Annotated in this window: 21 protein-coding genes, 3 pseudogenes and 1 riboswitch; of the genes and pseudogenes, 8 read left to right on the top strand and 16 right to left on the bottom strand. The window is 69.7% G+C overall.

Going from position 1 to position 26407, the window contains the following annotated elements:
• Positions 1–136 precede the first annotated feature (136 nt).
• The gene (locus ACZ4XX_RS27480) at positions 137–1477 is read left to right on the top strand and encodes a DUF2252 domain-containing protein (RefSeq protein WP_468510545.1); all 1341 of its coding nucleotides are present in this window, start codon (positions 137–139) and stop codon (positions 1475–1477) included.
• 88 nt (positions 1478–1565) lie between these two features.
• On the opposite strand, the gene ACZ4XX_RS27475 is transcribed toward ACZ4XX_RS27480, so the two are convergent.
• Positions 1566–2954 carry an FAD-dependent oxidoreductase gene (locus tag ACZ4XX_RS27475; protein ID WP_468510544.1) on the bottom strand — a complete coding sequence of 463 codons (1389 nt, stop codon included), beginning with the start codon at positions 2952–2954 and terminating at the stop codon, positions 1566–1568.
• Positions 2955–3126: 172 nt separating this feature from the next.
• On the opposite strand from ACZ4XX_RS27475, the gene ACZ4XX_RS27470 reads away from it, so the two are divergent.
• Positions 3127–3384, top strand: coding sequence for a hypothetical protein (locus ACZ4XX_RS27470; RefSeq protein WP_468510543.1), 258 nt, complete (start codon positions 3127–3129; stop codon positions 3382–3384).
• 175 nt (positions 3385–3559) lie between these two features.
• Here ACZ4XX_RS27470 and ACZ4XX_RS27465 read toward each other — a convergent pair whose 3' ends face one another.
• The 10 genes from ACZ4XX_RS27465 to dhaK form a co-directional block, all read right to left on the bottom strand.
• Positions 3560–4096, bottom strand: a complete 537-nt coding sequence (locus tag ACZ4XX_RS27465) for a PadR family transcriptional regulator (protein WP_468510542.1) — start codon at positions 4094–4096, stop codon at positions 3560–3562.
• Positions 4097–4128: 32 nt separating this feature from the next.
• Positions 4129–6144 (bottom strand): FAD-dependent oxidoreductase, encoded by a 2016-nt coding sequence (locus ACZ4XX_RS27460; RefSeq protein ID WP_468510541.1) that lies wholly within the window; start codon positions 6142–6144, stop codon positions 4129–4131.
• A gap of 227 nt (positions 6145–6371) precedes the next feature.
• On the bottom strand, positions 6372–7232 hold the full coding sequence (locus ACZ4XX_RS27455) for an energy-coupling factor ABC transporter ATP-binding protein (protein WP_468510540.1): 861 nt from the start codon (positions 7230–7232) through the stop codon (positions 6372–6374).
• The gene (cbiQ, locus tag ACZ4XX_RS27450; protein ID WP_468510539.1) at positions 7229–7978 is read right to left on the bottom strand and encodes a cobalt ECF transporter T component CbiQ; all 750 of its coding nucleotides are present in this window, start codon (positions 7976–7978) and stop codon (positions 7229–7231) included. The genes ACZ4XX_RS27455 and cbiQ overlap by 4 nt, the downstream gene beginning before the upstream one ends.
• Before the next feature lie 6 nt (positions 7979–7984).
• Positions 7985–8443, bottom strand: a complete 459-nt coding sequence (locus tag ACZ4XX_RS27445; protein ID WP_468510538.1) for an energy-coupling factor ABC transporter substrate-binding protein — start codon at positions 8441–8443, stop codon at positions 7985–7987.
• Complete coding sequence (locus ACZ4XX_RS27440) at positions 8440–9138, bottom strand: energy-coupling factor ABC transporter permease (protein WP_468510537.1); 699 nt, start codon at positions 9136–9138, stop codon at positions 8440–8442. Before ACZ4XX_RS27440 ends, ACZ4XX_RS27445 begins: the two co-directional genes overlap by 4 nt.
• A 29-nt stretch (positions 9139–9167) precedes the next feature.
• Positions 9168–9401, bottom strand: a riboswitch (cobalamin riboswitch).
• Between the two features lie 23 nt (positions 9402–9424).
• Positions 9425–9700, bottom strand: a complete 276-nt coding sequence (locus ACZ4XX_RS27435) for a hypothetical protein (RefSeq protein ID WP_468510536.1) — start codon at positions 9698–9700, stop codon at positions 9425–9427.
• 198 nt (positions 9701–9898) lie between these two features.
• Positions 9899–10315, bottom strand: coding sequence for a PTS-dependent dihydroxyacetone kinase phosphotransferase subunit DhaM (locus tag ACZ4XX_RS27430; protein ID WP_468510535.1), 417 nt, complete (start codon positions 10313–10315; stop codon positions 9899–9901).
• A complete protein-coding gene (dhaL, locus tag ACZ4XX_RS27425) occupies positions 10312–10965 on the bottom strand; it encodes a dihydroxyacetone kinase subunit DhaL (RefSeq protein ID WP_468510534.1) in 654 nt (217 codons plus the stop codon). The genes ACZ4XX_RS27430 and dhaL overlap by 4 nt, the downstream gene beginning before the upstream one ends.
• A gap of 24 nt (positions 10966–10989) precedes the next feature.
• Positions 10990–11982, bottom strand: coding sequence for a dihydroxyacetone kinase subunit DhaK (gene dhaK / locus ACZ4XX_RS27420; RefSeq protein ID WP_468510533.1), 993 nt, complete (start codon positions 11980–11982; stop codon positions 10990–10992).
• A 947-nt stretch (positions 11983–12929) separates the two neighbouring features.
• Between dhaK and ACZ4XX_RS27415 the strand changes: the two genes are divergently transcribed.
• The gene (locus ACZ4XX_RS27415; RefSeq protein WP_468510532.1) at positions 12930–13265 is read left to right on the top strand and encodes a hypothetical protein; all 336 of its coding nucleotides are present in this window, start codon (positions 12930–12932) and stop codon (positions 13263–13265) included.
• 63 nt (positions 13266–13328) lie between these two features.
• Positions 13329–14156 carry a hypothetical protein gene (locus ACZ4XX_RS27410; RefSeq protein ID WP_468510531.1) on the top strand — a complete coding sequence of 276 codons (828 nt, stop codon included), beginning with the start codon at positions 13329–13331 and terminating at the stop codon, positions 14154–14156.
• Positions 14157–14163: 7 nt separating this feature from the next.
• Here the strand turns inward: ACZ4XX_RS27410 and ACZ4XX_RS27405 are convergent.
• The 4 genes and pseudogenes from ACZ4XX_RS27405 to ACZ4XX_RS27390 form a co-directional block, all read right to left on the bottom strand.
• Positions 14164–14637, bottom strand: a pseudogene (locus ACZ4XX_RS27405) (transposase family protein); the annotation flags it as partial.
• A 471-nt stretch (positions 14638–15108) separates the two neighbouring features.
• The gene (locus ACZ4XX_RS27400; RefSeq protein ID WP_468510530.1) at positions 15109–17754 is read right to left on the bottom strand and encodes a pPIWI_RE module domain-containing protein; all 2646 of its coding nucleotides are present in this window, start codon (positions 17752–17754) and stop codon (positions 15109–15111) included.
• Positions 17754–21029, bottom strand: a complete 3276-nt coding sequence (locus ACZ4XX_RS27395) for a pPIWI_RE_Z domain-containing protein (RefSeq protein ID WP_468510529.1) — start codon at positions 21027–21029, stop codon at positions 17754–17756. Before ACZ4XX_RS27395 ends, ACZ4XX_RS27400 begins: the two co-directional genes overlap by 1 nt.
• A gap of 29 nt (positions 21030–21058) precedes the next feature.
• Positions 21059–22195 (bottom strand): restriction endonuclease-related protein, encoded by a 1137-nt coding sequence (locus ACZ4XX_RS27390; RefSeq protein WP_468510528.1) that lies wholly within the window; start codon positions 22193–22195, stop codon positions 21059–21061.
• A 600-nt stretch (positions 22196–22795) separates the two neighbouring features.
• Between ACZ4XX_RS27390 and ACZ4XX_RS27385 the strand changes: the two are divergent.
• Positions 22796–23274, top strand: a pseudogene (locus ACZ4XX_RS27385) (transposase family protein); the annotation flags it as partial.
• A 199-nt stretch (positions 23275–23473) separates the two neighbouring features.
• Here the strand turns inward: ACZ4XX_RS27385 and ACZ4XX_RS27380 are convergent.
• Entirely contained in the window at positions 23474–24016 is a 543-nt protein-coding gene (locus ACZ4XX_RS27380; protein WP_468510527.1) for a hypothetical protein, read from the bottom strand.
• 1030 nt (positions 24017–25046) lie between these two features.
• Between ACZ4XX_RS27380 and ACZ4XX_RS27375 the strand changes: the two are divergent.
• The 3 genes and pseudogenes from ACZ4XX_RS27375 to ACZ4XX_RS27365 form a co-directional block, all read left to right on the top strand.
• Positions 25047–25225: pseudogene (locus tag ACZ4XX_RS27375) on the top strand (IS5/IS1182 family transposase); the annotation flags it as partial.
• A gap of 513 nt (positions 25226–25738) precedes the next feature.
• Positions 25739–25897 (top strand): transposase, encoded by a 159-nt coding sequence (locus tag ACZ4XX_RS27370; RefSeq protein WP_468510580.1) that lies wholly within the window; start codon positions 25739–25741, stop codon positions 25895–25897.
• Positions 25840–26301 carry an IS5 family transposase gene (locus tag ACZ4XX_RS27365; RefSeq protein WP_468510526.1) on the top strand — a complete coding sequence of 154 codons (462 nt, stop codon included), beginning with the start codon at positions 25840–25842 and terminating at the stop codon, positions 26299–26301. The genes ACZ4XX_RS27370 and ACZ4XX_RS27365 overlap by 58 nt, the downstream gene beginning before the upstream one ends.
• The last annotated feature ends 106 nt before the right edge of the window (positions 26302–26407 follow it).

Below are 26407 nucleotides of genomic sequence, written 5' to 3'. Positions count from 1 at the left end.
ACCAATTCCTATCATTGGTCTAAACCATTTTGCCAGGGCTGCCCGGCAGAGTGGCCGAAACGAGCGAGTCACCTTGTAATGAGGTAGCAGGTGGCGGGGACGAGACCGTGACCGCGGACGAGGCGGGTGAGGCCGGATGACGACACCGTCGGAGCGTGCCGAACGGGGCAGGGCGGCCCGCAAGCACGTCCCCCGCTCCTCCCACGGCCGCTGGATACCCAGCTCACAGCGCCCCGACCCCATCGGTGTGCTCGAACGCCAGGCCCAGGACCGGCTGCCCGACCTCGTACCCCTCCGGTACGGCCGGATGGCGGCCTCACCCTTCGCCTTCCTCCGCGGCGGCGCCGCCGTCATGGCCGCCGACCTCGCCGCCCAGCGCCACACCGGACTCACCGTCCAGCTCTGCGGCGATGCCCACCTCCTCAACTTCGGGGTCTACGCCTCACCCGAACGGACGCTCCTGTTCGATGTGAACGACTTCGACGAGACGCTCCCCGGCCCCTTCGAATGGGACGTGAAGCGGCTCGCCGCCAGCATCACCGTCGCGGCCCTCCAGAACGGCAGCACCAGGGCCAAGGCCCGCCGCGCGGCCCTCGTCGCCGTGGAGTCGTACCGGATCGCCATGCGCCGTCTCGCCGACCTCGGAGAACTCACCGTCTGGTACGAGCGGATCACCGCCGACGACCTCGTCCCCCTGGTGCGCCGCGACGAACGCGCCCGATTCGAGAACCGGCTCGCCCGCGCCCGCCGGCGCACCAGCCTCCACGCGCTCGCCAAGCTCACCGAGATCGACGCGACCGGGGTCCGGCACATCGTCGACGACCCGCCGCTGCTCGAACGGACCACGGACATCGACCGGGTCACGCTCGGCAAGATCTACCACGACTACCGCAGCTCGCTCTCCGAGGAACGGCGGGTGCTCCTCGACCGCTACCGCTTCCTCGAAGCCGCCCGCAAGGTCGTCGGGGTCGGCAGCGTCGGCACCCGCTGCTTCGTCCTCCTCCTCGAAGGACGGGACGACGGCGACCCGCTCATCCTCCAGATCAAGGAGGCCGGCCGCTCGGTCCTCGAGCCGTACCTGGAGCCGAGCGTCTACGCCCACCAGGGGCGCCGCGTCGTCTACGGACAGCGCCTCACCCAGGCCGCCAGCGACATCTTCCTCGGCTGGATGACCGGACCCGAACAACGCCACTTCTACTGGCGCCAGCTGCGCGACATGAAGGGCTCCGCCGAGGTGGAGACCATGTCCCCGGTCATGCTGCGGGACTACGCGAGGCTCTGCGGCCGCGCCCTGGCCCGCGCCCACGCCCGCTCCGGCGACCGCATCGCGATCGCGGCGTACCTGGGCGGCTCGGACGTCTTCGACCGCTCCGTCGCCGACTTCGCCCACGCCTACGCGGGCCAGAACGCCGACGACTACGCGGCGCTCGGCGGGGCCATCGCCGCCGGGGTGGTGGTGGCGGCGCCGGGGGCCTGAGGACAACAAGCGTGCCGGAGAGGCCCCCGCCGCGCTCCGGCGACCGGGCCGCGCCCCAGGGCTGCGGCCCGGCCACCTCGGCCACTCCCTACGCGTCGCGGCGCAGGGGCGGCCCCGTCGGCGTCTCGCCGACCGGTCCGAAGAGCACCGCCCGCGCCACCGAGGGGGCGAAAAGGCTCGTCAGCGGGGCGGTCAGGGTGATCGTCGCACGGAACGACGCCCCCACGGCCGGATCACCCGCCGACCGCTCCACCACCCGTCCCATGTACCAGCCGAAGACCCGGTCCAGCGGGCCCGGCCGGGCCGCGTCACCGGTCGCGCCCGGCATCTTCTTGTCGGCGCCCGCCGAGATGTCCCAGGCCTGCCGGGAGGCGTCGAACAGAGCCCGCTGCACCGTACGGGTCGTCGGTGTGCGCTTCGGGTCGGCGAGCGCCCGACGCAGCGCGACCGCGCTCAGCGCGGCGACGGCCATGCCCTGCCCGTAGATCGGGTTGAAGGCGCAGAGAGCGTCGCCGGTGGCGAGGAAGCCGGCCGGGCGGCGGCCCGGACGGTCGTACCGGCGCCGGATGTTGGCGGTCTTCCGGAAGCCGTACACCGGAGACACCGGCTCGGCGCGCGCCAGCCAGTCGCTGATCACCGGATGCGGCAGCCGCTTCGCGTACTCCTCGAACGCGCCCTCCTCGGTGGGCGGTTCGTCACCGCGCAGCCCGGAGAGGGTCACCAGGTGGTGCCCGTCGCCCAGGGGCAGCACCACACCGCTGTACACCTGGGCGGGGTTGGGCACGATGTAGTAGCCCGTCGCGTCCGTGTCCGCCTCGGCCGGGGTGCGGTACACCCGGGTGCCGTACGCCAGCCCCGTGTCCAGGGTCTCCTCGTGCGGGGCCTCCGCGCCGATGCCCGCCAGCCAGTCGGCGGCCTTCGTGGAGCGCCCCGAGGCGTCCACCACCAGATCCGCGGCCAGCGTGCGGGTTTCCCTGTCGGCCCCCGCGCCCCGCTCGCGCAGCCGTACGCCCCTGACCCGCGAGGAGTCGCCGGTCAGGCCCACGGTCTCGGTGCCCTCGATCAGCTCGATGCGCGGATCGGCGAGCACCCGCTGCCGCACCAGCCATTCCAGCTGCGGGCGCGGGCCGGTGTAGTGGTGGGTGGTGGCGGCGGTGCGGCGGAACCACTTGCCGTTCTGCCACTGGATCATGTCGGCGGGAGCGCCCACCGTGGGTGCCCCGAGCGTGGTCAACTCGTCCGTGAATCCCGGGAGCAGTTCGTCGAGCGCCCGCTGCCCACCCGCGATCAGGACGTGCAGATGCCTGCCCTGCGGGACACCCGCCCGCGCCTCCGGCCCCTCGGGCAGCCGGTCGCGCTCGACGACCGTCACCCTCTCCGCGTGCTCGGCCAGCACCCGGGCGGCCAGCAGCCCGGCGAGACTTCCCCCGATGACCACCGCGTGACGTGTCGCGCGGTGCCCCAAGTCGTCGGCCATACCCGCCCTTTCGTGTCGTGGAACTCCAACCTCCCAGTATCCACAACGTCACGGACCGCGTCGCCCCGAGGCCGCTAGGATCAGCCACATGGCAGGCGAACGGGTCTACGGGTCCATGGGGTTCAGGTAGCCCGCCGGGAAGTCCCCGGCGGTGCCGACCCGCGGAGTCCCCATGGCACGCACCGCACATCACATCCCCCGCTCACGGCGCCCGTTTCCGGACGACCGCGGCTGGGGGGACCCGTATCTTTCCCTCGTCCTGTACGACCTCCGCCGCGACGCCGCCTGCCTCACCGAGGCGGCGCGGGAGGGCGCCAGGCCCTGTCCGCGCGTGATCCGCCGAACCGTGGCCCCGTACGACTGGCCCCGCTTCGGGCAGGACCGCACCGTGGCGCGCTGGCCGCCGTGGAGGAACGCCGGGCCCGGATGAGCCTGCGTGCGCGGACGGGTCTCCTGCTTCGGCTCGTGAACGCGCCCGGCGGGATCCTCGACCTGGGGGCCGCCGACATCGTGGACGTACCCCCGGCACGGCACCGGCGCTCCGGTCTCTGGTTCGCCTGGGCGCGGTCGCCCGGGCGGGTCCGCAGAGGACCCCGCCCGGGACGTCACTCCGTCCCGAGCTCCGCCAGCGCCCCCGTCAGCCACTCCACCCAGAAGCGCTCCATCTCGATCCCGCCCCGCAGGACGAGATGGCGCAGCCGGTCGGGTTCGGAGTGGCGGCGTTCGCTCGGGAAGTCTCGGGTCTCGATCGCCAGGTACTCGTCCAACTGCTCCTGGTGCAGCGTGAGATGACGGGTCAGCTCGGCGCGCAGGCCGGAGGCGCCGACCACCGCGGCCGCCCGCATCCGCAGCAGCAGGGCGGCCCGCATGGGTTTCGGGTCCTCCGACCTCGCCACCCAGGTGCCGAGCTCCTCGCGGCCCGCGGGCAGCACCTCGTACTCCTTGCGCTGTCCCCGTACCGGCACCGGGGCGGGCAGGGCACGGATGTGCCCCGCCTGCTCCAGCCTGCCCAGCTCGCGGTAGATCTGCTGGTGCGTGGCCGACCAGAAGTAGCCGATCGACTTGTCGAAGCGGCGCGTCAGTTCGAGGCCGGAGGACGGCTTCTCGAGCAACGCGGTGAGGATCGCGTGCGGGAGGGACATGAACGCATCCTAGGAGTGGCCGGCCACGGTGATCACAGGGTGGCCGCGAGGCGGGTGCCCTGGTCGATGGCCCGCTTGGCGTCCAGCTCGGCGGCCACGTCGGCGCCGCCGATCAGGTGCGCCACCCGGCCCGCGGCGATCAGCTCCTCGTACAGGTCCCGGCGCGGCTCCTGGCCCGCGCAGAGCACGACCGTGTCGACGGGCAGCAGCTGCTGCTCGCCGCCGATCGTGACGTGCAGGCCCTCGTCGTCGATCAGGTCGTACGAGACACCCGCGACCATCGCGACGCCCCGGTGCTTGAGCTCGGTGCGGTGGATCCAGCCGGTGGTCTTGCCGAGGCCGGCGCCGACCTTGGACTCCTTGCGCTGGAGCAGGTGCACCTGGCGCGGCGGCGCGCCGCGCTCGGGGGCGCGCAGCCCGCCCCGGTTCTCGTACGAGGTGTCGACACCCCACTGGCGGAAGTACGTCTCCGGGTCCTGGCTCGCACCCTCCCCGCCGTCCGTCAGGAACTCCGCGACGTCGAAGCCGATGCCGCCCGCGCCGATGATCGCGACCCGCTCGCCGACGGGCGCGCCGTCCCGCAGCACGTCCAGGTAGCTGAGGACGCTCGGGTGGTCGACGCCCGCGATGCCGGGGGTGCGGGGGGAGACGCCGGTGGCGACGACGACCTCGTCGAACTCGTCCAGATCACCGGCCGAGACCGGCGTGCCGAGGCGTACGTCGACCCCGCGCTCGGCGAGCTGGACGCGGAAGTAGCGCAGCGTCTCGTCGAACTCCTCCTTGCCGGGGACCTTCTTGGCGACGTTCAGCTGACCGCCGATCTCGGCGGCCGCGTCGAACAGGGTCACGGAGTGGCCGCGCTCGGCCGCCGACACCGCGCAGGAGAGGCCGGCCGGGCCCGCGCCGACGACCGCGATCCGCTTGGCGCGGCGGGTGGGGGAGAGGACCAGCTCCGTCTCGTGGCACGCGCGCGGGTTGACCAGGCAGGAGGTGATCTTCAGATTGAAGGTGTGGTCCAGGCAGGCCTGGTTGCAGCCGATGCAGGTGTTGATGGTGTCGGCGCGGTCGGCCGTGGCCTTGGCCACGAACTCCGGGTCGGCGAGGAAGGGGCGGGCCAGCGAGACCAGGTCGGCGCGGCCGTCGGCGAGGATCTCCTCGGCGACCTCGGGGGTGTTGATGCGGTTGCTGGTGACGAGCGGTACGGAGACCGCGCCCATCAGCTTCTTCGTCACCCAGGTGTAGGCGCCGCGCGGCACGGAGGTGGCGATGGTGGGGATGCGCGCCTCGTGCCAGCCGATGCCGGTGTTGATGATGGTGGCTCCGGCGGCCTCGATCTCCTTGGCGAGCTGGACGACCTCCTCCAGGGTGGAGCCGCCGGGCACGAGGTCCAGCATGGAGAGGCGGTAGACGAGGATGAAGTCCTCGCCGACGCGCTCGCGGATCCGGCGGACGATCTCCAGCGGGAAGCGGACGCGGTTCTCGTAGGAGCCGCCCCAGCGGTCGGTGCGCTGGTTGGTCGCGGCGGCGATGAACTCGTTGATGAGGTAGCCCTCGGAGCCCATCACCTCGACGCCGTCGTATCCGGCCTCCTTGGCGAGCTCGGCGCAGCGTGCGTAGTCCTCGACAGTCTGCTCGACCTCGGCGTCCGTCAGCTCGTTCGGCACGAAGGGGCTGATGGGTGCCTTGAGGGCGCTGGGCGCGACGAGCGCGGGGTGGTACGCGTACCGGCCGAAGTGCAGGATCTGCATCGCGATCCGGCCGCCTTCGGCGTGCACGGCGTCGGTGATCAGCCGGTGCTCGGCGACCTCGTCCGCGGTGGTGAGCTTGGCGCCGCCGTCCCAGGGGCGGCCGGCGTCGTTGGGTGCGATGCCACCGGTGACGATGAGGCCGACGCCGCCGCGGGCCCGCTCGGCGTAGAAGGCGGCCATGCGCTCGAAGCCGTGCTCGGTCTCCTCGAGGCCGACGTGCATCGACCCCATGATCACCCGGTTGGGCAGGGTGGTGAACCCGAGGTCGAGCGGGCTCAGCAGGTGCGGGTACGGGGTCATGCGGGCGCCTCCTCGCGCAGGATCATCGCCCTCAGTTCTAGGGGACCCCCCTCCGTTATGCAACTAGTTGCAGAAGATTCGGGACGTGATGTCTACTACTCGGTAGCTTTCGGCGCGCGGGAGGCCGCCGTACCGAGCTACTCGATACGGGCGGGCGTCGAGTCGAGCAGCTCGTTACGGGCGGCCGTCGAGTCGAGCATCTGGTTACGGGCGGGCGTCGGGCCGAGCTACTCGGTACGGACTGGCGTGGCCGCCGCGCCCAGCCACGCGTCCAGCTCCTCAGGCGTCCGAGGCTCGGCCGCCCCCGCGGCGAGCAGACCGTGGGTGCGCAGCAGCCGGGCCACCGCCGTACCCCAGGGGCGGCGCAGCCGGGCCTCGTCGAGCAGCGCGCCGTCCGCGAGGAGCTCCGCGACCGGCCCGGTCCGCAGCCCCGACGGTGCGAGCACCGCCGCCTCGTCCGCCCAGCGCAAGGCCAGATCCACGTCGTGCGTGGCCATCAGCACCGTCGTACCGGCCTCCCGCAGTCGCTGGAGCGCGTCGAGCAGCCGCTCCTGCCCGTGCGGATCGAGACCGGCCGTCGGCTCGTCCATGATCAGGACCCGGGGCCGCATCGCCACCGCGCCCGCGATCGCCGCCCGCTTGCGCTGCCCGTACGAGAGCAGATGGGTCGGCCGGTCCGCGAGCGCCGTGATGTCCAGCGCCTCCAGGGCCTCGCGAACCCGTCGCCGTACCTCCTCCTCGGGCAGGCCCAGGTTCATCGGGCCGAACGACACGTCCTGGTCCACGGACGCGGCGAACAGCTGGTCGTCGGGATCCTGCACCACCAGCTGCACGGTCGTCCGCAGCCGGGTCAGCCCCTTCCGGTCGTACGCCACCTCCGTACCGTCCAGACGCAGTGACCCGCTCACACACCGCAGCCCGCCGCTGAGCAGGCGCAACAGCGTCGTCTTGCCGCTGCCGTTGCGCCCGAGCAGCGCGACCGCCCGCCCCTCCGCGACGGCGAAGTCCACGCCGGCCAGGACCGGGGGCCCGTCCTCGTAGGCGAATCCGGCTTTCACCAGTTCCACGACAGGGGTCGGAGACGTCACGGAAGGAGCCTTTCCAGTACGAGGGTGAGGGCGACGAGTCCGGCGAGCAGCACGCCCGTCGCGGCGAGGAACGGGCGGGAGAGCGCGCACGCGGGCACCAGGACGCGCAGCGTCCCGTCGTACCCCCGCCCGGCGAGCCCCGACTGCAGCCGCTGCGCCCGGTCGAAGGCCCGCACGAACGTGGTCGCCCCGAGGCCCGCGAGGGAACGCCAGGTCGCCGCCCGTGTCGTGTGCCCGAGCCGGGCCGCCTGCGCCTGCCGGATCTTGGACATGGCGTCGAGCAGCAGGAAGATGATCCGGTACATCACCAGGGCGACGTCCACCACCGGCGCCGGCACCCCCGCCCGTACCAGCCGGGGCAGGACGTCGGACACCGGCGTCGTGAACGCGAAGAGCAGCACCCCGAGGGATGCCGAAGCGGTCCGCAGCAGCAACTCGCCCGCATGCGTCGGACCGTCCGGCGCGAGGGCGACGAGCCCCCGGTCGCCGCCCACTTCGAACAGCAGCGGGATCGCGCCCGTGACACAGAACCCGAGCGGGATCCGGAACGCCCGCCACAGCGCCCGGCCCGGCACGCCGGCCGGACCGAGCAGCACGGTGAGCGTGGCCGCCGCGACGAGGACCGCGCCGGGCCACGGCGGCAGGCCGACCGCGCACAGGGTGAGACCGAAGCCGAGAAGCGCCTTCTCGGCGGGATGGCGGCGGCGCCAGCGACTGCTGTGCGCCGCCGCGTCGATCGGCAGCATCGGCGACTACGCGCCCGGACCGGTGCCGGCGCTGGAGCCGGTGGTGTCGGAGGGGGAACCGGCGCTGGAACCGGCGCCGCTCTCGTGCTCCGCCGTCCCGGCCCCGGCGGCCCCTGTCACCCCCGCTCCGGCGCCCTGCACCTGGGACGTCTCGGCTGCCTCGGCCCGCGCCGCGCCCTGTCGACGGCCGCGCCGCAGACCGAAGTAGTACGCCAGGACACCGGCACCGAGGGCCGCCTGAAGGGCGAACAGCGCCGACTCGATCTCCCCGGACGGCGGCTCGTAGAGCGGGCTGAACCACGGCTCGTAGTCCGGCTGGAGTTCCGTGATCGCGGTCTCGGCCTCCGCGTCGGCCCCCGCGAAGGGCTCCTCCTTGTGGTCCCCGAGTCCCAGCGCGAGCGGCAGGACCGCGAGCGCGGCGACGACGAGGAGCAGCAGGGCGTTGATCTTCGTGTTCCGGCTCATCGAGCGCTCGCCTCCTCGCGTCGCTCCGACGTGCGTCCGGTGAGGACGCCGAGCCGGATCAGGTCGCCCTTGCTGGACTGGGTCAGCAGGCGCATCACGAGCACGGTGAGCAGGCCCTCGCTGACCGCGAGCGGAATCTGGGTGACGGCGAAGATCCCGCCGAACTTGGCGAGCGCGCCGGGGATGCCGCTGCCCGGGTCGGGGAAGGCGAGCGCCAGCTGGACGCTGGTGACGCAGTACGTGGACAGGTCGGCGACGAACGCGCCGAAGAAGACGGCGACCATCAGCGGCGCACCGAACCGGCGCAGCAGTACATAGGCCCCGAATCCCGCCCAGGGCCCGACGATCGCCATCGAGAAGACGTTCGCGCCGAGCGTGGTGAGCCCGCCGTGGGCGAGCAGGAGCGCCTGGAACAGCAGGGTGATCGTTCCCAGGACCGCCATGATCGGCGGCCGGAACAGGATGGCACCGAGGCCGGTACCGGTGGGATGTGAACAACTCCCCGTCACGGAGGGCAGCTTGAGTGCCGACAGGACGAACGTGAAGGCGCCGGCGGCGCCGAGCAACAGGGTGGACTCAGGATTGGACCGCACTTCGCGGGTCAGCGCGCGGACCCCGTGGACGACGAACGGCGCGGACGCGACGCCCCAGGCGGCCGCGTGCACAGGGGGCAGATACCCCTCGGCTATATGCATGGTTGGGAGACCCTCTCCAGCACCTCGTGGATGGACAACGCACCCTGGCCGGTCTCCTGGCTGACGGTCATTCCGCCCGACTCCGCCTTCCCACACCACGACGGTCTCCCGACGTGGTCCAGTGGCTTCCCCGAGGGTGTTCCCCGCGGGGGTGGAGCCGGACCTCCCGATCACAGTGGCGAGGGCCGCACCGGTACTGCACCGGTTTCCCGTACACCAAGGCCCTGTGACATTAGTGCGTTGACCAGGTACATCACAATGTGGGTGCTCGTAGGGTCCCCGCGGCCTAGCTGTTCCTGGCGTTGCGCACCAGGGCCGCGATCGCACCCGGGGCCACGAGGACCGCTGCCGCGAGCGCCGCGAGCAGCATGGGGTCGGGACCGTCGTAGCCGGCCGACACCTCCGCGTTGGCTCCGAACAGGGCGGCGCCGATCACCAGGAGGGCCGAGACGCCGAGTACGCCCCTCGCCCATCCCCTGCGGGCGGACGGAGTGCGCAGGGGCACGAGTGCGATCAGCAACCACACGAGCGCGAAAACGACCATGACAGGCAGACTGCCCATTGCCCCTCCTCCATCACCTGGGCGGACCAGGTGGACCACAGGTGAACGCCAGCGCCCGGAGAGGCCCGGCAGCACAGCCGTCTCAGGGCCGCGATCTCCAAGAGTAGGTCGCACTCACGTCGCCACAGCGGCCGAGTTCCGGCCAAACGGCGCCTGAAACCCGACCACTTGAGGCTGCTGCACAGGATTCCCGTGCCCTCACTCCTTGCGGTAGGCGTACGCCTCCGACGCGGCGGCCGCCACGGCGTCGAGGTCCCCGCCCGCGCTCGCCGTGACCAGGGCGGCGACCGCGCCCTCGACGAACGGCGCGTCCACGAGCCGGGAACCCTCGGGCAGTTCGTCGCCCTCCGCGAGGAGGACCTTCACCGTGAGCACCGCGCTCCCCAGATCGACGAGGATCGCCACCCCGGCGCCCCCGTCCACGGCCTTCGCCGCCGCGGAGATCAGCTCGGAACTCGTCCCGAGACCACCGTCGGGGGTCCCGCCGGCCGGGACGACCGGGGCGAGGTCACCGCCCCCGGCGAGCCCCTGGGCCAGCTCGGCCACGGCGGTCGCGACGGCGGCGCTGTGCGAGACGAGCACGATGCCGACGAGACCGGAGCCGACCGCGCTCATGAGGCCCCCTCGGTGCTGGGCGTCTCCGTCGTCCCGGCCGTCTCCGTACGGGCGGTCTCGTCGAGGGCGGCGAACAGCAATGCGGAGGACGTGGCCCCGGGATCCTGGTGTCCCACCGACCGCTCGCCCAGGTAGCTGGCCCTGCCCTTGCGCGCCCGCAGGGGTACGGTCGCGAGGGCACCCTCCTCGGCCGCCGCGCGGGCCGCGCCGAACGACTTCCGCAGGCCCTCCACGGCCGGCACGAGCGCGTCGAGCATCGTCTTGTCGCCCACCTGCGCGCCGCCCAGCTGGGACACGGCGGCCACGCCCGAGCCGAACGCCTCCGCCAACTGCTCCCGGGTGACGCGCTCGTCGTCGCCGAGCGTCTTGCCGGTACGACGCAGCAGCGTGCCGTACAGGGGCCCCGAAGCGCCGCCCACGGTGGAGATCAGGTGCCGTCCGGCTGCGGTGAGCACACCGCCCGGTGTGGCGGGCGGGTCCTTGGCCAGGGTCTCGGTCACGGCGGCGAAGCCGCGCTTGAGGTTGGCGCCGTGGTCGGCGTCGCCGATGGCCGAGTCGAGCTCGGTGAGCCGGTCCGCCTCCCGGTCGACGGCTTCGGCCACGGCGGCCAGCCAGCGCACGAGGAAGTCGGCGTCGAAGGTCTGTGTCATGTCGGTCTCCTCTTCTCGTTCGTCTCACCGGCCCCAGCGAAGCGCGGGCGTCTCCACGGGCGCGTCCCAGAGACGCAGGAGCTCCTCGTCCACCTCGCACAGGGTCACCGAGCATCCGGCCATGTCGAGCGAGGTCACGTAGTTCCCGACGAGGGTCCGGGCCACCGGCACACGCCGCTCGCCCAGGACGCGCTGCACCTCGGCGTTGAACCCGTACAGCTCGAGGAGAGGAGTGGCGCCCATCCCGTTGACCAGGGCGATGACAGGCCCGGACGGACGGAGGTCCTCGACGACGGCGTCGACGGCGAAGTCCGCGATCTCGCGGGAGGTCATCATCGGCCGCCGCTCGCGGCCCGGCTCGCCGTGGATGCCGATGCCCAACTCCAGCTCGCCCTCGGGAAGATCGAAGGTGGGGCTGCCCTTGGCGGGGGTGGTGCACGCGCTCAGGGCGACACCGAAGGAACGGCAGCGCTCGTTGACCCGGCGTGCGATCGCCTCCACGCGCTCCAGGGGCGCGCCCTCCTCGGCCGCGGCGCCCGCGATCTTCTCTACGAAGAGCGTGCCGCCGGTCCCGCGCCGGCCGGCCGTGTAGAGGCTGTCCGTGACGGCGACGTCGTCGTCGATGAGGACCTTGGCGACCTGGATGCCCTCGTCCTCGGCGAGCTCCGCCGCCATCTCGAAGTTCAGCACGTCACCGGTGTAGTTCTTGACGACGAACAACACCCCGGCGCCACTGTCGACGGCGGCCGCGGCCCGCACCATCTGGTCGGGCACCGGGGAGGTGAACACCTCGCCGGGACAGGCGGCCGCCAGCATCCCGGGCCCCACGAACCCCCCGTGCAACGGCTCGTGTCCGGAGCCGCCGCCGGACACCAACGCGACCTTCCCGGCCACGGGCGCGTCCCGCCGCACCACGACCCGCCGCTCCACGTCGACGGTGAGCTCGGGATGAGCGGCGGCCATCCCGCGCAACGCGTCGGCGACGACGGTCTCGGGCACGTTGATGAGCATCCTCATGGTTACCTCCTGATGAGACTAACAGGCAAGCTGCTGGGCAGGGTCTTTGCAGGTCAGAGCATGTGGAGCGAAATGTTGATCTTGACGGTCCCTGGCGCCGGGTGGCGGTTCTGGGCGGTACTGATGCTGACTCAATGCTGACTTTCCTGATGGCGCATCAGGTTCCCGTCGCGCGCAACGATCTTTGCGAATGCGCATCATGGTGCAATTATCGACGCGAGGTCGCGGTGGCGCACCGGTGCGTCACCCGTCGGACCCAGGCGACTTCGACCACGGAACCTGCGACGGCGATTCAGCGACATGCATGCCTCATTCGCCCAGCCGTCCTCTATCTTCTCGGCGCCGCGTCCGGCGCGTTTCCCGATGCCCTGAACGCGGCGCGCGGCGATGCGGTGACCCACCACCCTCCTGGTTCTCCTCTTCGCCAAGCGTCAGATCGCCATGGATCCTGATCTGCTGGAGCCGCAGAGCTCTCGCATCGGCGGTGCCATCGCCCACGTCGAGCCGCAGGTCAAGGATGAGTACAGCAAAGAGGCAGCCGACTGGCTCTACGCCCATTCGTGCCGTGCACGTTCGGGACGGTCCTTTGGCTGCGCAGATCGGATGACGAGCACCGTCTGGCACAGGCGCTGCGCGCGGCAGGGTCGAGCCGTGGCCGCGTATTGGACCGCGTGCGGGTTTCACGGGAGCGGGCCATGTCTTCCTTGGTTGTGCCCCATTGAGGCGGTCCTCTCCACGCGGTGCCGGCTCGCCGACAGCGCAGTGACCGGTAGCTGGGCTCACGAGACCGAGGCAGCTGACCTTCTCGGAGACCTGTATCCCGAACGTGGCGAGGCCTCGCGGGCCGCCTCGTACTACTAGCGGGCGGGCAAGCCGAAGAAGATCGTCCACCTTGCCAGGGCGGCAGGCGACCGTCCGCTGCTGGTGAGTTCCCTGCGCGAGGCGCCATGGCGGGTGCGCCATGCCGGCGCTGCGGGCAGCGCTGCGCCGTTCCTCCCTCATCCTCTCTGGCCACCCCGGGTCTTGTTCCGTCCGCGCCGACCGCCGCCGCCGAGCGGGTGCGGGAGCAGGTCGCGGAGACGAACCGGTACCGCCAGGGCGCGAACCTCCCCGTGGTCGCCGGGCTGCTGCCCGCCCTGCTGGGCGACCTCAACACCACGATCCTCGGCTCGGGCCAGGCCAAGCTGCACTCCATCGGTTGCCACCGCCGGGCCATCAGCTACGAGCTCGCCGGCGGCTTCGCGGCGTTCGCAGTGGAATGGAGCCGCCTGCTTTACGCATAGCCATGTGCGGGCGATCACCATCGTGGAATGAGCGCTGCGTCGGTCTGACGAAGAAGGTGGGCGATGACAGACACCGGTGAGCAGTATGAGGCGTCGGCTTCGGCGCTCGGGTACCTCTTCCAGTTCGCCAAGGCTCTGCATATCTGCATCGAGCAATGGATGAGCGGCGACATGGACTGGAGTGTTGCGGTCGAGGCAGCCGACGACATTGAAATTCACCAGGGCCCGGATGCGCGCCTGATTCAGCTCAAACAGCGCGCTGAAGGTGTTCGCATGACCGACCTGGCCGAGGATCTTTGGAAGACCCTCCGCATCTGGGCGGAAGCCGCCAAGGCCGACCGGATCGCGCTCGCCGAGACCAAACTGTTCCTTCTGACGACGGCCGAGATCCCTGAAAACAGCGCAGCGTTCTGCCTTCAACCCCGAGGCAGCCAGTACCGCGATGAAGAGCGTGCGCTGCATCTGCTCCGTGAAGCCCGCAAGGCCTCGAAGGCGACGAAGGGCTCTCTGCCGAAGTGCTTCGAGGCCTTCGACAACCTGGACCGGGGCGACAGGCCACTGCAACGCTCCCTGATGTCCCGCATTGAGATTTTCAGCGGCACCCCGAACATCACTGAGGTCCGTACCGCGCTGCAGGGTCTTGCCGCCTTCGCCGTCGGGCACGATGCGGCGAAGTCCTTCCTTGTCCGGCTGGAGGGCTGGTTCTACAACCGGGTGATCGAGCAGATGCAGACGCCAGGCGGGAGCCCGGTCACCGGCATCGAGTTCGATGAGATGCTCTCCGACCTGCAACGGCAGTTCCGCTACGACAACCTGCCGATCGACTCCGACATCTCTGACATGGCTTCAGACCCCTCCCAGGCAGCCGACCAGCAGTTTGTTCGTCAGTGAGCCTCTTTCATCCTGGATAGCCGCAGGTCAGCAGGGTGTGGACGGCCTGAACGATGGTGCTAATGCGGCGGGTGGAGCATCTGGCTCGGCGGAGCAGTCGCCAGGACTTCAGCTGCGCGAAGGCGCGTTCGCCGGGTGCTCGGAGACGGGCGTGGCCGCGGTTGAACTGCTGGTAGTGCTCGGGCTGTTCGCGGTGGTGGTAGTACGGGGTGCGGAAGGTGGCGCCAGCGCCCTGGTAGGCACGGTCGGCCAGGACGAGGATCTGCCGGGTCAGGCAGGCCTGGACGATGCCGTGGGCCCGGGCCGCGGTCAGATCATGGGTGCGGCCCGGCGTCGCGCGGGAGAACCACAGCGGTGTGCCGTCTGACCGGGCGATGACCTGCACGTTCATGCCGTGCTTCTTGTGCTTCTGCGAGTAGTACGGCTCGTCCGCGCGGATCCGGTCGGTGGGGATCAGGGTGCCGTCAACGATGACGTGGTCGCGCCCTCACCGAGGCTCGGTTGTCGGCGTACACGTGAACGTGGCTCTGGCGGGTATCAGGTGCCACTGACAGAGGGGCCCCGGCGCCTGGCGTACGTTCTGGACAGCACCGTCGTTCATGCCGAGGGAGAACCCCGCACCGCATCGAGCCCGGCAAGATCGCTCACGGCCTGGACGTGAGTACCCGTACTCTCACCAACCAATGACACGGCTGTACGAGCGCCTGGGATTTGAACCCGGCGATCAGTTCCGGCTGGGGAAGTGGTGGGCAACGTCCGACGAGCGCCCGCCGGATTGACCGGCGAGTTGGGGCGTCGCTGGAGCGCTACCGTCATCCCGCTGCCCGGTTACTGCCAGTGGAGGGTGAGAAGCTGCGGCGGCGATCGTGACCGGGGATATGCGGCTTGCGGCGGCCTTGCTCACTCAGGCGCTCGGGAGCTCTCGCGAGCGCCGGCATGAGATCCGTGCTGATTACAGGATGTACTCCTCCATCAATCCGGCGAGGTGGGCGATGGCTGGCCAGGTGGTGGCGATCGTCGTGTGGGCGTGGAGACGTCGTTGGGCCTGGGTGTACATGGCCCAGTCGGCGGGGTTGTCTCCTTCTTGGAGGAACGCGGGCACGATTTCCAGGGAAGTTGGGTTGGAGCAGGTCTTGGTTCGGTTGCCCGGTTCGGCCGGGTCGAGCTTGGTGACGCCGAGCGCGGTCTGGTTCTGGGCCGAGCGGGGGTTGATGCCCCAGAACGCACGTTCTCCGACCTGGACGACGCCGGAGAACCGCCCGTACCTCGTCACGGGAATCAGCTCTTCCGATTCTTCGCCTGCCCTGACCATCTCCTCGGCGACTCCGAAGGCCCGGGGGACCGCGTCGCGGTCGCTTCGTTCCCGGAGCCGGATGATGCGTAGGCCGGGCTGGTCGCCGGGCTTTCGGATCACCGGAGCCACAGCGGGGTCGGTCATGTCGACACCCGGCAGGACTAGCTGGTCGAAGGTGATCCGGCCGTCCTGCAACCATGGCCAGATCTCCCGATCACTCATCCGTGCGCGGCGTACGAGGAGGAGTCGGTCGGCGGTGGAGTCGAGGGCCAAGGCGCCGGTGATGAACTCGGCGAGGGCCGCGCGTGAGGTGCGGGTGGCTACGCGCCCGCGGCCGGCGGTCAGCGCCTCGGGAAGTGCGGTCAGTGGCATGGGGTGCTCGGTCGGGCTGCCGGGTGTGGGCATGAGCTGCGCGGTGGGTTCTTCGTGCGTGTGCTGCCGGATGAGGATGGGCACGATCATCCGTTCGCCTGCGGGGACGAGCCAGACCGTAATCAGTTCGAAGGGGCCGTCGATGCCCTGGGGTACCGCGACCTTGGGCAGGTGGCCGGCCTGGCGGAGAGCGTCGTTGAGGGCGGCGGCGGCGCGTTCGATGTCGGTCGTGGCGAAGTCGGTGTCGGCGAAGCGTTTGGCGAGGGCGGCTTTGCTGGGATTGGGATTGGCCGGGGTGATCGGGCGAAGGCATTGGACGTTTCGGCGGAGAGCCGGGAGGGTCTTCTTGAAGAGCTTCTTCGGATCGCCTTGGCGCGTGCGTGAGAAGTAGGCGGGTCCTTCCATCTCCACGATGCAGGCGATGGGTTCGGCGAGGCGGGGGAACGCTTCGGCGATCCTCGCGGCGCGCTCCGTCTCACTCCTTTCGTACTCGGCGCGTCGCGCGGCCTTGTCAGGGTTGGTGGAGCGGGGCAGGCCAGCGGTCAAGTCCCGGGGGTCGCAGCGGTGGAGCATGGCGTTAATCGGCCCAGTGAAGCCGGCCGAAGTCGCTGTGGATCGGCCGGGGGTCAGGCCGAGCTTTGCGGCGGCAGCGACCTGAAGGCTCTGCCAGGTTCGGTCGGAGGACGCCCATACCTCGATCTCGTAGGTGGGGGCGTCGGGCAGCTCCAGCGGCAGGAGTGCTTTGGCGCGCGTCCGGGCCTTAGGGGTGGGCGCGAGCGGAGCCAGCCCCTTCTCCTCCAGCTGGTGGGCGACCTGGGCGAGGACCTCCATGTGGTCGCGGGGCTGGTATCCGTTGCCGACGGGGTGGTCGTGGACCGAGCGCGTCGGCGGTGTGCCGTCCTTGTCGGGGTAGCGGTAGGTCATGCCGGTGCTGTGGACGAGGTGGGCGGCGAAGGGCTGGGCTGCCGCGTCGCCGGGGGCGGTGCGCAGTTGGTCGAGGCTGGGTGGCTGGTGGTGGGTGAGGTGGGCGAGGATCTCGGCGACGCCCGGCTCCCAGGTCCAGGTGCTGCTCTCCCCGTGCCGGCGGACGGTGACTCTGCTCTGCAGGAGCATGGGCCGCTCTCGGCGGTGGACGAATCCTTCCTTGGTGGAGAGCAGAACGCCGACGGTCGGGTCGCTAAATCCGCGGCGGGGGATGTACTCGACTGGGCGCGTCGCGAGGCGGGTCATGTTCAGGTCGACGTGGAGGTGGACTTCGGGTACGCCGGGCACTGTCTCGAGGTGGAAGGTCAGGACGTCCACGCTGGCTCCGGCCGAGCCGTCTTCGTCGGAGAGGGTCTCGGGTGCGCCGAGGTGCAGCGTACGGCGGCCGTCTGCTCGGGTGGGACCGAGCCGCAGGTCGCGGCGGTGACCCAGAAGTTGGAGCCCGCTGCTGGTGAGGTGCTCGGCGACGAGGCTGGGCAAGAGGTTGAAGACGTGGCTCGGGGGGTTGGCGGTGCCGTTGGCATGAAGGCCGTGGCTGGTGAGGTCGAGGTCCTCGGGGACCCACTCCAGCTGGCCGGCTCCTTCGAGTTGGCTGTACCAGTCGGTGTCGGGCATGTGGGGTGCCACGCGGGCCGAGGCCCATGCCGACAGGGCGATCAGCAGGAGGTCCGGGTCGACCTCGGTCCGGGCCCGGAGCCATGCGGGATCACGAGGGTTCGTCTGTACGGAGGTGATATCGGGGTCGATGAGGGTGAGCAGGTCCCTCAGCGAGCGGGTGGGCAGGTAGTCGGGTCCGCCGCGGGGACGACGGCCGGGCCGGGTGTCCCACGCCTTCTCCAGGAGGGCGAGCATTCCCGGCGGGCAGGTCGTGCGGTAGCCGGTGACGGGCCAGGTGGCTTCCGGTGTGAAGGTAAGGACGGTGGCTTGGGTGCTGCGGTAGGCGGGCATCAGCGGTGACCCCAGTCGATGTTGTCGAGAAGATGGGAAGCCAGGCCCCAACAGGCCTTTGCCAGTTCGTGGTCGAGCCGCTCGGCGACCGTGGCCGCGGGGCCGGGGTCGGTGAGCCAGCCGTGCAGGAGCTGCTGCGCGGCGACGATCACGCTGGTACGGGGGGTTTCCGGAGCGGAGTCGTCGAGGTTCGCGGTGCGGGGGGCGAAGGCCGCGTCGCAGAGGTAGACCAGCACGGGCTCGTTGCCGCGGATGCCACGGCCGAGGGTCTGGTGGAGAGGAACGAGGAAGTTGCCGACGAACGCGGCGTGCTCGGTCGGGTCGGTGAGTCGGGTGAACAGGACGGGCTCGCCTACCCGTCGCTGCCAGCGGCGACGCTCGCTGCCACGGAGCTTGCGGGCGAGGTCGACCGGGTCGGCGTGCTCAAAGGTGACGTCGACAGGATTTCGAAGACGGCGCATCGCCTCGCGGCTGAGGAGCGAGAGTGGGAAGGTCGCGTCGTCGGCGGGCGGGTGGATACGGGCCAGGTAGAACACGGCGCCGAGGGCCGCAATGCGGCGGGCGTTGAGGATGTTGTGGCCGCGTTGGACAGCGCCTTCGGCTGCCACGAGGATGTCGGCACCGGAGGCGGCGAAGGTGGCAAGACGCCGACGGGGGATGCTGTAGCGGGTGGGCGGATCGTCGTCGCGGATGACGTGGAGGGCCGTGTACGGGGTCTTCTGGTTGATGTAATCGGCGACGGTCTGAGCGTCTCGCGTGCTCTGCACGGTGAACAGGACCTGCTGACGGTCTTCGGCCAGGCGTTGGCGGGCCTGTTGGAGCAGCGACTCCCGCGCACCGGGGGCGGGATTGCAGATCCACTCGGCGGACGCACACAGGGCGTGCGCGTGGAGGGTCGGGTTGCCTCCGGTGCCCGAGGTGAAGACCGGGCGGCCGTCGCGGTAGCGCGGCGGGCGGAAGAACATCTTGCTTTCCAGCAGCGCCGCCCTGGCCTTCTCGGGTTCGCGCAGAACCAGGTTCGGGGTGACATCGAGGTGGAAGCGGGGCGAGGCGGGCATCCAGCTGGTGGCGGAGGCCAGAACGACACAGGGCCCCTGGATCCCTTCGGCCTCCAGGAGGTCATGCAGGTGATACAGCAGCCACCGGCCCACACCACGCAGCCACAGGATGCTGAAGGACCCGCTGTCGCCCGCGGGGTTGGGCTGCCACTGGAGTGCCATCAGGTTGCCCGCGGCCTGTTCGGGGACGAAGGGCATCAGGTCGCGGGGCGGCTGGCGGCTCCAGAAGTCGTCGCCGTCGCCGATCTGTGCCGTGCTGATGGCCGGTAGACGCTGGGCGACCTCGAAGAACGACGTGGTGATCCGCGCGGCCCACAAGCCGCCCTGCAACAGTTGCGCGAGCTCCGCCGATGTGCCCCGGGCAGTGGTGCCGTCGAGTACCGGCAGATGGGCCGCGATCCACGCCTCGGCGGCCTCCTGCGCCGACACGAGAGTGTCGTGGGCCGCTGTCATGGCCTCGATCAGCTCGGCCCAGTTCTCTGCGGGCACCTGGAAGGGGGCGGTGACCAGCGGCTCGAAGTGCTCCTCGAAGTACCGGTCGGCGGCTTCCTCCAGTTCCGCCTTGCGGGCGAAGTCGTTGCGCTCGCCGAGGCCGTGGAGGCTTCGGGCCAGGCGCCGCAGGAGGCTATACCCGGTGAACGGTCCCTCGGCGATGAGCGCGCGCAGGTGGTCGGCACCCGGGTCGATCATCAGCCGGTAGAGCTCCGTCAGCGCTTGGTCGTGGCGGCGGAAGTGCTTGTCGCCCGCCGTCACCTCGGGGTCCCGGAGGTCGAGAAACCACGAGTGCTCCAAGCGCTGTCCGATCCGATCTCCCACGCGATGGCTCCAGCCCCTGCCGGGTTGGGAGAGAATCTCGTGCAGCAAGAACCGGTCGTCGAACTGCTGCTGCACGGTGTCGGCCTCGTCCATCAGCAGAACGGCCAAGTGATGCTGGGCCGCTTCGGCGACGCGGACCTCGATCTGGGACTGCGGCATCATCGTGGAAGCCAGGCCGGCCGCAGTGGTCACCCACACCTGGGCATCGGCCACCTTGCGAGCCGCTGCGTGGGCAGGGCATCGCGAAAGGATCGGGCAGTCCCGGCGCCCGCGCTGGCCGTCCACGAAGAGCTTGCCTCTGCACGGCCGCTCCTCCCTCGGGAGCGGAGACCGGTCGCTCCTGCTGGTCAGGCGCAGTTCCTCCAGGTAGCACTGGTCGTCGGCGAACGCCGCTCCGGCGTCGGCACCGGTGGGGAAGGTGGTAGCGCCGTCGTGCAGGAGCGAGCGCCAGTAGCGGTCCTTGTGGACTCCCTCCCTGGTCCGTCCGAAGATGGGGACGGCGTTGATGCCGAGTGCCTGCAGGAAATTGACCTTGGCGTACATGTCGCTACCGGAGGCGAGCACGAGACCCACCTTGCCGCCGCGCTGGGCAACGATGTAAGCGATCATGTCCAGCAGCGTGGACTTTCCGCTGTTCATCAGGCCCACCACGTGCCACAGGCCGTCGATGACCAGCTCCTGTGGCCGCTCCAGGAGGCGCCCTTCCACCTGGTCGGCCAGCAGGGCCTCCATCTGCTCCAACCGCTTGACGAAGTTCCGGTTCTCGATCTCCGGGTGAGCGATCAGGAGCTCGTCCATCTCGGCGGCAGCCCGCTGGAAATCCTCCATAGTGAGAGGAATCGGCTCCCGTGCTCGGGAGGCCGTCGCCGCCAGCTCGCCTGGAGCCGGCGCGGGGACGAACGTCTCGGGGATACGGATCTTTTCCCGGCTGCCGTCAGTTCGCTCGAAAGAGCACGACGAACCGGGCGGCGCCGGCCGATAGCCGCTCCCCGCCTTGTAAGGGGCGACTTCCTGAAGCCTCTGCCGGTAGACGTCGTGGCGTGCCGCAGCGTACGGGGAGCGGCTCCGGGTGAACACGGTCGACAGTTCAGCCTTGTGCCCCGCCATGTCACCTGGCTCGAACCCCCGTACCTGGGTGGGGAGCTTCACGTAGTGATCGAGCTTCTCCCGCATCGTCCCGGTCTTGGCAACCGGACCCATCAGCTCACGCAGGGTCCGGATCTGCGGGTCGAGCGCCGGGTCCAGCCGCATGTATCCAGCGAGCACGGGCCACAGAGCGCCGATGCCCCGCCCTGGCATGTGATCGACCAGGAACGACAGCCCCAGCTCGAGGGCACACAGTTCCCATGGCTTGAGCTGGCCGAGCATCGGCCGCACGCACTCGTCGTCCAGCTCCTTCACCAGCGAGGTGCTCCAGGAGCGGGTGTCCCTCATCGGGCACCTCCCGCCCTGCTCGCGCGGACGGCGGCTTGCCGCAAGAAGGCCTTCTCATCGAGGACCTCGACTCCGGCGGCGCGGCCTTGCAGCTCGCGCTCCAGGTCCGTGAGGTAGCCAGGTGTCTGGAGGCGGTGCATGGGGACGACGATGATGCGCCGACGCGCCGGCACACGGGGATCGCTGCGGAACCCCCGGGCGAGGAGAGTGGGGCTCGCGCAGTCCTTCGCGTCGATCGCCCAGCGTTCCCTTTCCTCGTCGGCGTTCACTGGTTCGAAGGTCAACGCCGCGTCCCAGGCGTCCAGACAGGGCCATGGCTCAGTCCGAACCTGGTCCGCAGGCAGTTCGGCGAGCCGGTCCAGCAGTCGCCCTTCGAGGAGTCCAGGGTCGTGGAAGAACTGGCGGGTCGCCCTGTGCTGGGTCCAGTACCCGCCCAGACAGGCCACCTCGAACCGCTCGGGCCTCCCGCCGCACCCCGGAGTCCCGCAGCCGCTCGCCCCGTCGTCGACCGGGTTGCGACACTCCCGACAGCGACCCAGCCGGACCTTCCCCGGACTCTCGACCGGATGGAGGACGTACGCGGTACGCACGAACTTCGCGAGGTACGAGTCGCTGTCGGCGTCCGCCTTCGGCAGCTCTCGGGCCAACGCCTGGACGTCGCGGTCGCTGAGCACGGGGCGATCGATCAGCAAGCGCCGCAGTCGGCAGTAGATTCGCTGGACAGCCTCCTCGCCATCACCGTTCATCCGTGAGCACGACATCAGCGCCGCGAAGGTCTGGTTTTGAACCAACTCCGCCTCGACGTCGGTGTGACGGACCAGATCGGCTGCCTGCTCGGCGAACTCCGACAGCTCATCCCCGTCCAGCAGGATGGCTTCGAGATCACCCTCGGCGAGGGAGAGCGGAACGGGCCAGGACCCCAGCGGGCGACGGCACCACTCGAACAGCTCGAGGTCGTTGCCCGGCCAGTCCGACCCCAGCGCCTGCGCGTTCCACCACAACCGCCCCCGTGCGTCACGCCAGGCGCGCGGCAACGGACCGGGCACTTCAGCAGCCCTGAAGTGCCCGCCATCCGCCTGCTGCCGATCGAGCCGGATTCTCGCCAAGGCGGCACACAACAACTCCACCGTCATGTAGTCGTCCGCTGCGCTCTGGGGATCCCGGTCCCTGCCGGGCGCGGCATCCCGTGACTCCGCTACCTCATTCGCTGGTGGACAGCCGTCCGGCGACTCCGATCCGACGGACTGAGGGTGCGCACGGTCAGCGGGCCTGGCGGCTTCCTGAGTAATGCTCATAGCTGATCGATATACACCACGTCACTGACAATGCACTATCCGTTACGAGTGGGTGTTCTTTTTTGGAACTGTCATTCGACATTGAGGGGTCGTTGTTCAGCGGTGGAGGGCGTAGCAGCGGAGTACATCGATGTCGGCGGTACGGACGACGGACCAGGCCATAATGAGTGTGTCGGCCTCCGTGGCGGTGATCCCGAGACCCTAGAGGGGTGGGTCGAAGCTCGCCGGCCGTCGATCTCGGTGGCGACCCAGAAGATGCCGCCGGGTGCGAGGAGTCGGCGTATGCGGTTGGCGAAGGAGCGCTTGTCGTCCATCCAGCGGTAGACCAGGCGGCAGGTGATGGGCGTGTACGCGGGGTCGGCTGGTCGCAGCAGAGCTTCGGGAAGCTGGACGAGTACGCGTCGTTCCGCAGTCTGCTCGACCGGCTGCCATCCACGCTCGCCGAGACAGCGGCCCAGAGCATCGACACCCTGGATCCCGGCGGGCTGGAGCAGACCATCACCGATCCCGGTCCGCGACCGGAAGACCGGCGCGTCCTCACGCAACTACCGGTTCTCTGTGAACGTGCAGGTCATCATCGATGCCGACACGAAGCTGGTCATCGCGGCGGCCCGGCCGGTGCCCGGCAACACCGCGGACGCGAAGGTCTGGCGGGACTCCGGCCTGGCCACCGTCTGCGAGGGCGTGACGGTGCTGGCCGACGGTGCCTACATCAACACCGGGCTCGTCGTCCCGCACCGCAAACGCCCCGGACGAGCCCTGCTTCCCCGCGAGGAAGAGGACAAGGCCGAATGCCGGCACGCCTTCGCCCGCATGAAGCACTACAAGACCTCCGCGACTGCCGCCAGCGCGGCAACGGACTCCATCACGCGGTCCAGGCTGTCGTCCGCATGTACAACTTCGCCCTCGCCGCATGATCAGACCAGCCCCAAAACCTGCCCTGACCTGCCCGGATGCGACCTTCTGCACCACGCTTTAGGGGTTGTCCAGGGGGCGAGAATCGGGCTCAGATCTGCTGCTGCGGCCCAACGGCGGATGTGTAGGTCGGGATGGACTGTGCGCTTTTCAGTAGCTTGTCCAGGAAAGGTCGTGAGCTCACCCGCAGCCGGTGTGCGCTCATTCATGCTGTCTTGCATCAGTCCAGCTGTCGACGAGATCCAGAATGATTCCCAGTCTGTGGATGTGGAAGTACTCGCGGCCCCGAACGGGCTTCTCGCCGGCCTCCCGCATGGCGGCTATACAGGCGTTCTCCAGCTTGAGTGCCTCGGGATTGCCTTCGATCAGACGAACGATCTGGTCACGCCCATGACGCTTGTGGTGAGACAGGCGTAGACGCGGGTCGCCGGAAGTGATGCCGAACTTAACGACTTCGTTCACGTCATCCGTGACGATGTAGAAGACGTCCCAGGCCTTACCTGCGCAGATACGGCATATACCGCACCCTGCGCGCACGTTACTCGGGGTGGGCGTTCCCGTATGCCCCTTGGCGCACCGCACCTGATGCGGCGCGTGATTGCCGAGCCATTTCGGCTCAAGGACCGTTCCTCCGAGCTTGGCAACCCTTGCGCGGAAGGCGGCCTCGGCGGTCTTCGGGTCCTTTCCAGCGCAGACACGGGCAGATCCCCTGCCCCTGCTGGATGCCGGACGGCCATGGAGCACTGACGTGACCGTGGGCGCATCGGACTCGATGCGGCGTGGTCGCTCCGAGCCACTGCGGCTCAAGGACGACGCCCCCCAGCTCCGCGACCCGGGCCCTGAACTTCGCTTCGACGATCTGTGGGTCCCTCCCGGTGCAGATTTGGCAGATGGCTGCGCCACGTCGCACCAAGGCCGGCCTGGGGCGGCATTCATGCCCGCTGGGGCAGCGAACCCGGTGCGGCTCGTTTGCGCCGAGGTGCACCGGTTCCAGGAGTGATGCGCCCACCCTGGCAAGAGCGTCCCGGAAAGCGCCTTCGGCCACCTTCTTATTGTTTCTGGCGCACGTGGAGCAGATCCCTTCACCCTGCTGTACGTGAGCCGGTCGCGGTGCGCATTCATGCCCGTTGACACAGCGGGCACGGTGAGGCTCGTGGTTGCCAAGCCAGTCCTCCTCAAGCACGATTCCGCCCACTTCAGCCACCCGTTCCCGGAAGGCTGCCTCAGCCTCCTGGGAACGCGCCCGGTTGGCACAGGTGCGGCAGATGCCCTTGCCGGCCAGGACATTAGTCGGATAGGTCGCGGACTCGTGTCCCGCCCCGCACCTCACCCGGTGAGGTTTCCGGGTACCGAGCCACCCGGGCTCGAGGACCTCGTCACCCAGATCGGCCACGCGCGCTCGGAACAGTGCGTCGGCTCGCATGGAGCTCGCCCTCGACGCGCTCACGGTCCACTCTCCCTGTGCGAAGCCGGAGAGCGGACCGCCCCTGAGGGCACGGTTGTCGCCTGATCGTCGGCAGGGCGGTGCTTGCCTGCCGGAGTGGTTGCGGGCGTCACGCTGCTGCTCACGTGTCCCCATGTACATCTCCCCATGGCAGGGCATCATCGCAGGGGCCACTGACATCCGAGTCTCAGGCCGCACTCTCGCCAGCACCGTTCACGAGCCGGCCAAGAAGCATGCTGGGCGGCGCCGGTGAGCGGGCACATCTCCACCGACGGCCTGTTCGCCGCGTACAGGGAGGTCGGTGACCTTCGCCAACTTCATTGGCGGGCCGGACTCGTCATTCCGCACCGCCGCGAGCGCGGCCAGACCGAGATCCCGGCCTGGAGGAGGAACACAACAAGCCCCACAAGCAGGTACGGGCCCGCGTCGAGCACCTCTTCGCCCGCATGAAGACACTGGAAATCCTCCGTAACTGCCGTCCCAGCGGGCCACACGGCGGCCACCATGCCCGGGACAACTCGAGATCATTTGCGGGACAGCCCTTAGACGGTGTCTCACGTGGTGATCTTGCTTGCCCGCTGCACGGCCATAGACGCTCGGGGTGGGGACGGCCAGCCTGCCAGGCTGGCCAGCTGAGGCGGCCGTCCACGATGACCGGGAGAGACGTGGGCATCTCGTCGGTGACCCAGGCGAACTCCAGGGCTGAGAGCGTGGCTCCCTGGTCCGTCCATACGAGGATCTCGCCGATGTAGGCGCCGGACGGGTCATGGACTTGTGCGTCTACAGGCACGAGCTCTTTCGGCAGTGCTGCATGCTCGCAAGGTTCCCGGACCTGCAGGTCGACGCTCACGGAGTCGGGCCCCCAGACAGCGATCACCTCAGTGTGGTCCAGCTGACTCCGCAGTTGCGACGCGCCGACGAACTCCGCTGACAGGACGTGTTGAAGCACTGCGCGCTCGTCGGCGTTCAACGAGCGCGGGTCGACGGAAGGAGGAGCCATGTGCCCATTCTGAGGTGGCGGACTGCCGTCTTTCCGCTCGCGCCCGCAGGGCGGTGGCACCGCGCCGATCGACCAACGCGCTGTGTTCACGGCCATCGTGTACGTGCTGACCAGCGGGTGCGCATGGCGGTATCTGCCACCCACGTTCGGAGTGTCACCGGCAGCAAACTGCACGTTCTGACCGACGCACAGGGGCTGCCCGTGGTCGTTGGGGTGTCCGCCGCGAACGTCAACGACGTCCAAGCGCTTCGCCCGCTCATCCTCGGAATCCCGGCCGTCCGCTCACGCCGCGGCCCTCGTCGGCGACGTCCCGACAAGGTTCGCGCCGACAAGGCGTACCACTCGGCCGGCAACCTGGCGTGGCTACGCGAACGCAACATCACTCCACGGATCGCCCGGCCGGGCGTGGAGTCCTCCGAACGCCTTGGAAGACACCGCTGGAAGATCGAGAGATCGATCTCCTGGCTCTTCGGATACCGCCGCCTGACCCTCCGCTACGAACGAAAGGGCAGCCACTTCCTCGCCTTCCTCGGACTCGCCGCAGTCATGACCTGCTACAAGAAGCTCTCCAAGATCACCACGTGAGACACCGTCTTAGACGTCGTTTCACTTGGTGAGTCGCCGGTAGTTGATGAGGCTGGTGGCGATGGCGGTGAAGGCGAGGAAGTGTTCTGGCTTGCGTTCGTAGCGG

The organism is Streptomyces sp. NPDC029956 (assembly GCF_055574655.1).
The sequence above is the reverse complement of the archived record's forward strand: the minus strand, read 5'-3'. Positions and strand labels throughout refer to the sequence as shown.

What these genes read in the sequence shown, in the direction of transcription:
- ACZ4XX_RS27365 (WP_468510526.1), top strand. Translation starts at nt 25,840, where the DNA reads ATGGCGGTATCTGCCACCCACGTTCGGAGTGTCACCGGCAGCAAACTG.
- ACZ4XX_RS27460 (WP_468510541.1), bottom strand. Translation starts at nt 6,144, where the DNA reads ATGACCCCGTACCCGCACCTGCTGAGCCCGCTCGACCTCGGGTTCACC.
- ACZ4XX_RS27400 (WP_468510530.1), bottom strand. Translation starts at nt 17,754, where the DNA reads ATGCCCGCCTACCGCAGCACCCAAGCCACCGTCCTTACCTTCACACCG.
- dhaL (WP_468510534.1), bottom strand. Translation starts at nt 10,965, where the DNA reads ATGACACAGACCTTCGACGCCGACTTCCTCGTGCGCTGGCTGGCCGCC.
- ACZ4XX_RS27475 (WP_468510544.1), bottom strand. Translation starts at nt 2,954, where the DNA reads ATGGCCGACGACTTGGGGCACCGCGCGACACGTCACGCGGTGGTCATC.
- ACZ4XX_RS27465 (WP_468510542.1), bottom strand. Translation starts at nt 4,096, where the DNA reads ATGTCCCTCCCGCACGCGATCCTCACCGCGTTGCTCGAGAAGCCGTCC.
- ACZ4XX_RS27470 (WP_468510543.1), top strand. Translation starts at nt 3,127, where the DNA reads ATGGCACGCACCGCACATCACATCCCCCGCTCACGGCGCCCGTTTCCG.
- dhaK (WP_468510533.1), bottom strand. Translation starts at nt 11,982, where the DNA reads ATGAGGATGCTCATCAACGTGCCCGAGACCGTCGTCGCCGACGCGTTG.
- ACZ4XX_RS27480 (WP_468510545.1), top strand. Translation starts at nt 137, where the DNA reads ATGACGACACCGTCGGAGCGTGCCGAACGGGGCAGGGCGGCCCGCAAG.
- ACZ4XX_RS27390 (WP_468510528.1), bottom strand. Translation starts at nt 22,195, where the DNA reads ATGACGGTGGAGTTGTTGTGTGCCGCCTTGGCGAGAATCCGGCTCGAT.
- ACZ4XX_RS27435 (WP_468510536.1), bottom strand. Translation starts at nt 9,700, where the DNA reads ATGGGCAGTCTGCCTGTCATGGTCGTTTTCGCGCTCGTGTGGTTGCTG.
- ACZ4XX_RS27410 (WP_468510531.1), top strand. Translation starts at nt 13,329, where the DNA reads ATGACAGACACCGGTGAGCAGTATGAGGCGTCGGCTTCGGCGCTCGGG.
- ACZ4XX_RS27415 (WP_468510532.1), top strand. Translation starts at nt 12,930, where the DNA reads ATGGCGGGTGCGCCATGCCGGCGCTGCGGGCAGCGCTGCGCCGTTCCT.
- ACZ4XX_RS27440 (WP_468510537.1), bottom strand. Translation starts at nt 9,138, where the DNA reads ATGCATATAGCCGAGGGGTATCTGCCCCCTGTGCACGCGGCCGCCTGG.
- ACZ4XX_RS27430 (WP_468510535.1), bottom strand. Translation starts at nt 10,315, where the DNA reads ATGAGCGCGGTCGGCTCCGGTCTCGTCGGCATCGTGCTCGTCTCGCAC.
- ACZ4XX_RS27445 (WP_468510538.1), bottom strand. Translation starts at nt 8,443, where the DNA reads ATGAGCCGGAACACGAAGATCAACGCCCTGCTGCTCCTCGTCGTCGCC.
- cbiQ (WP_468510539.1), bottom strand. Translation starts at nt 7,978, where the DNA reads ATGCTGCCGATCGACGCGGCGGCGCACAGCAGTCGCTGGCGCCGCCGC.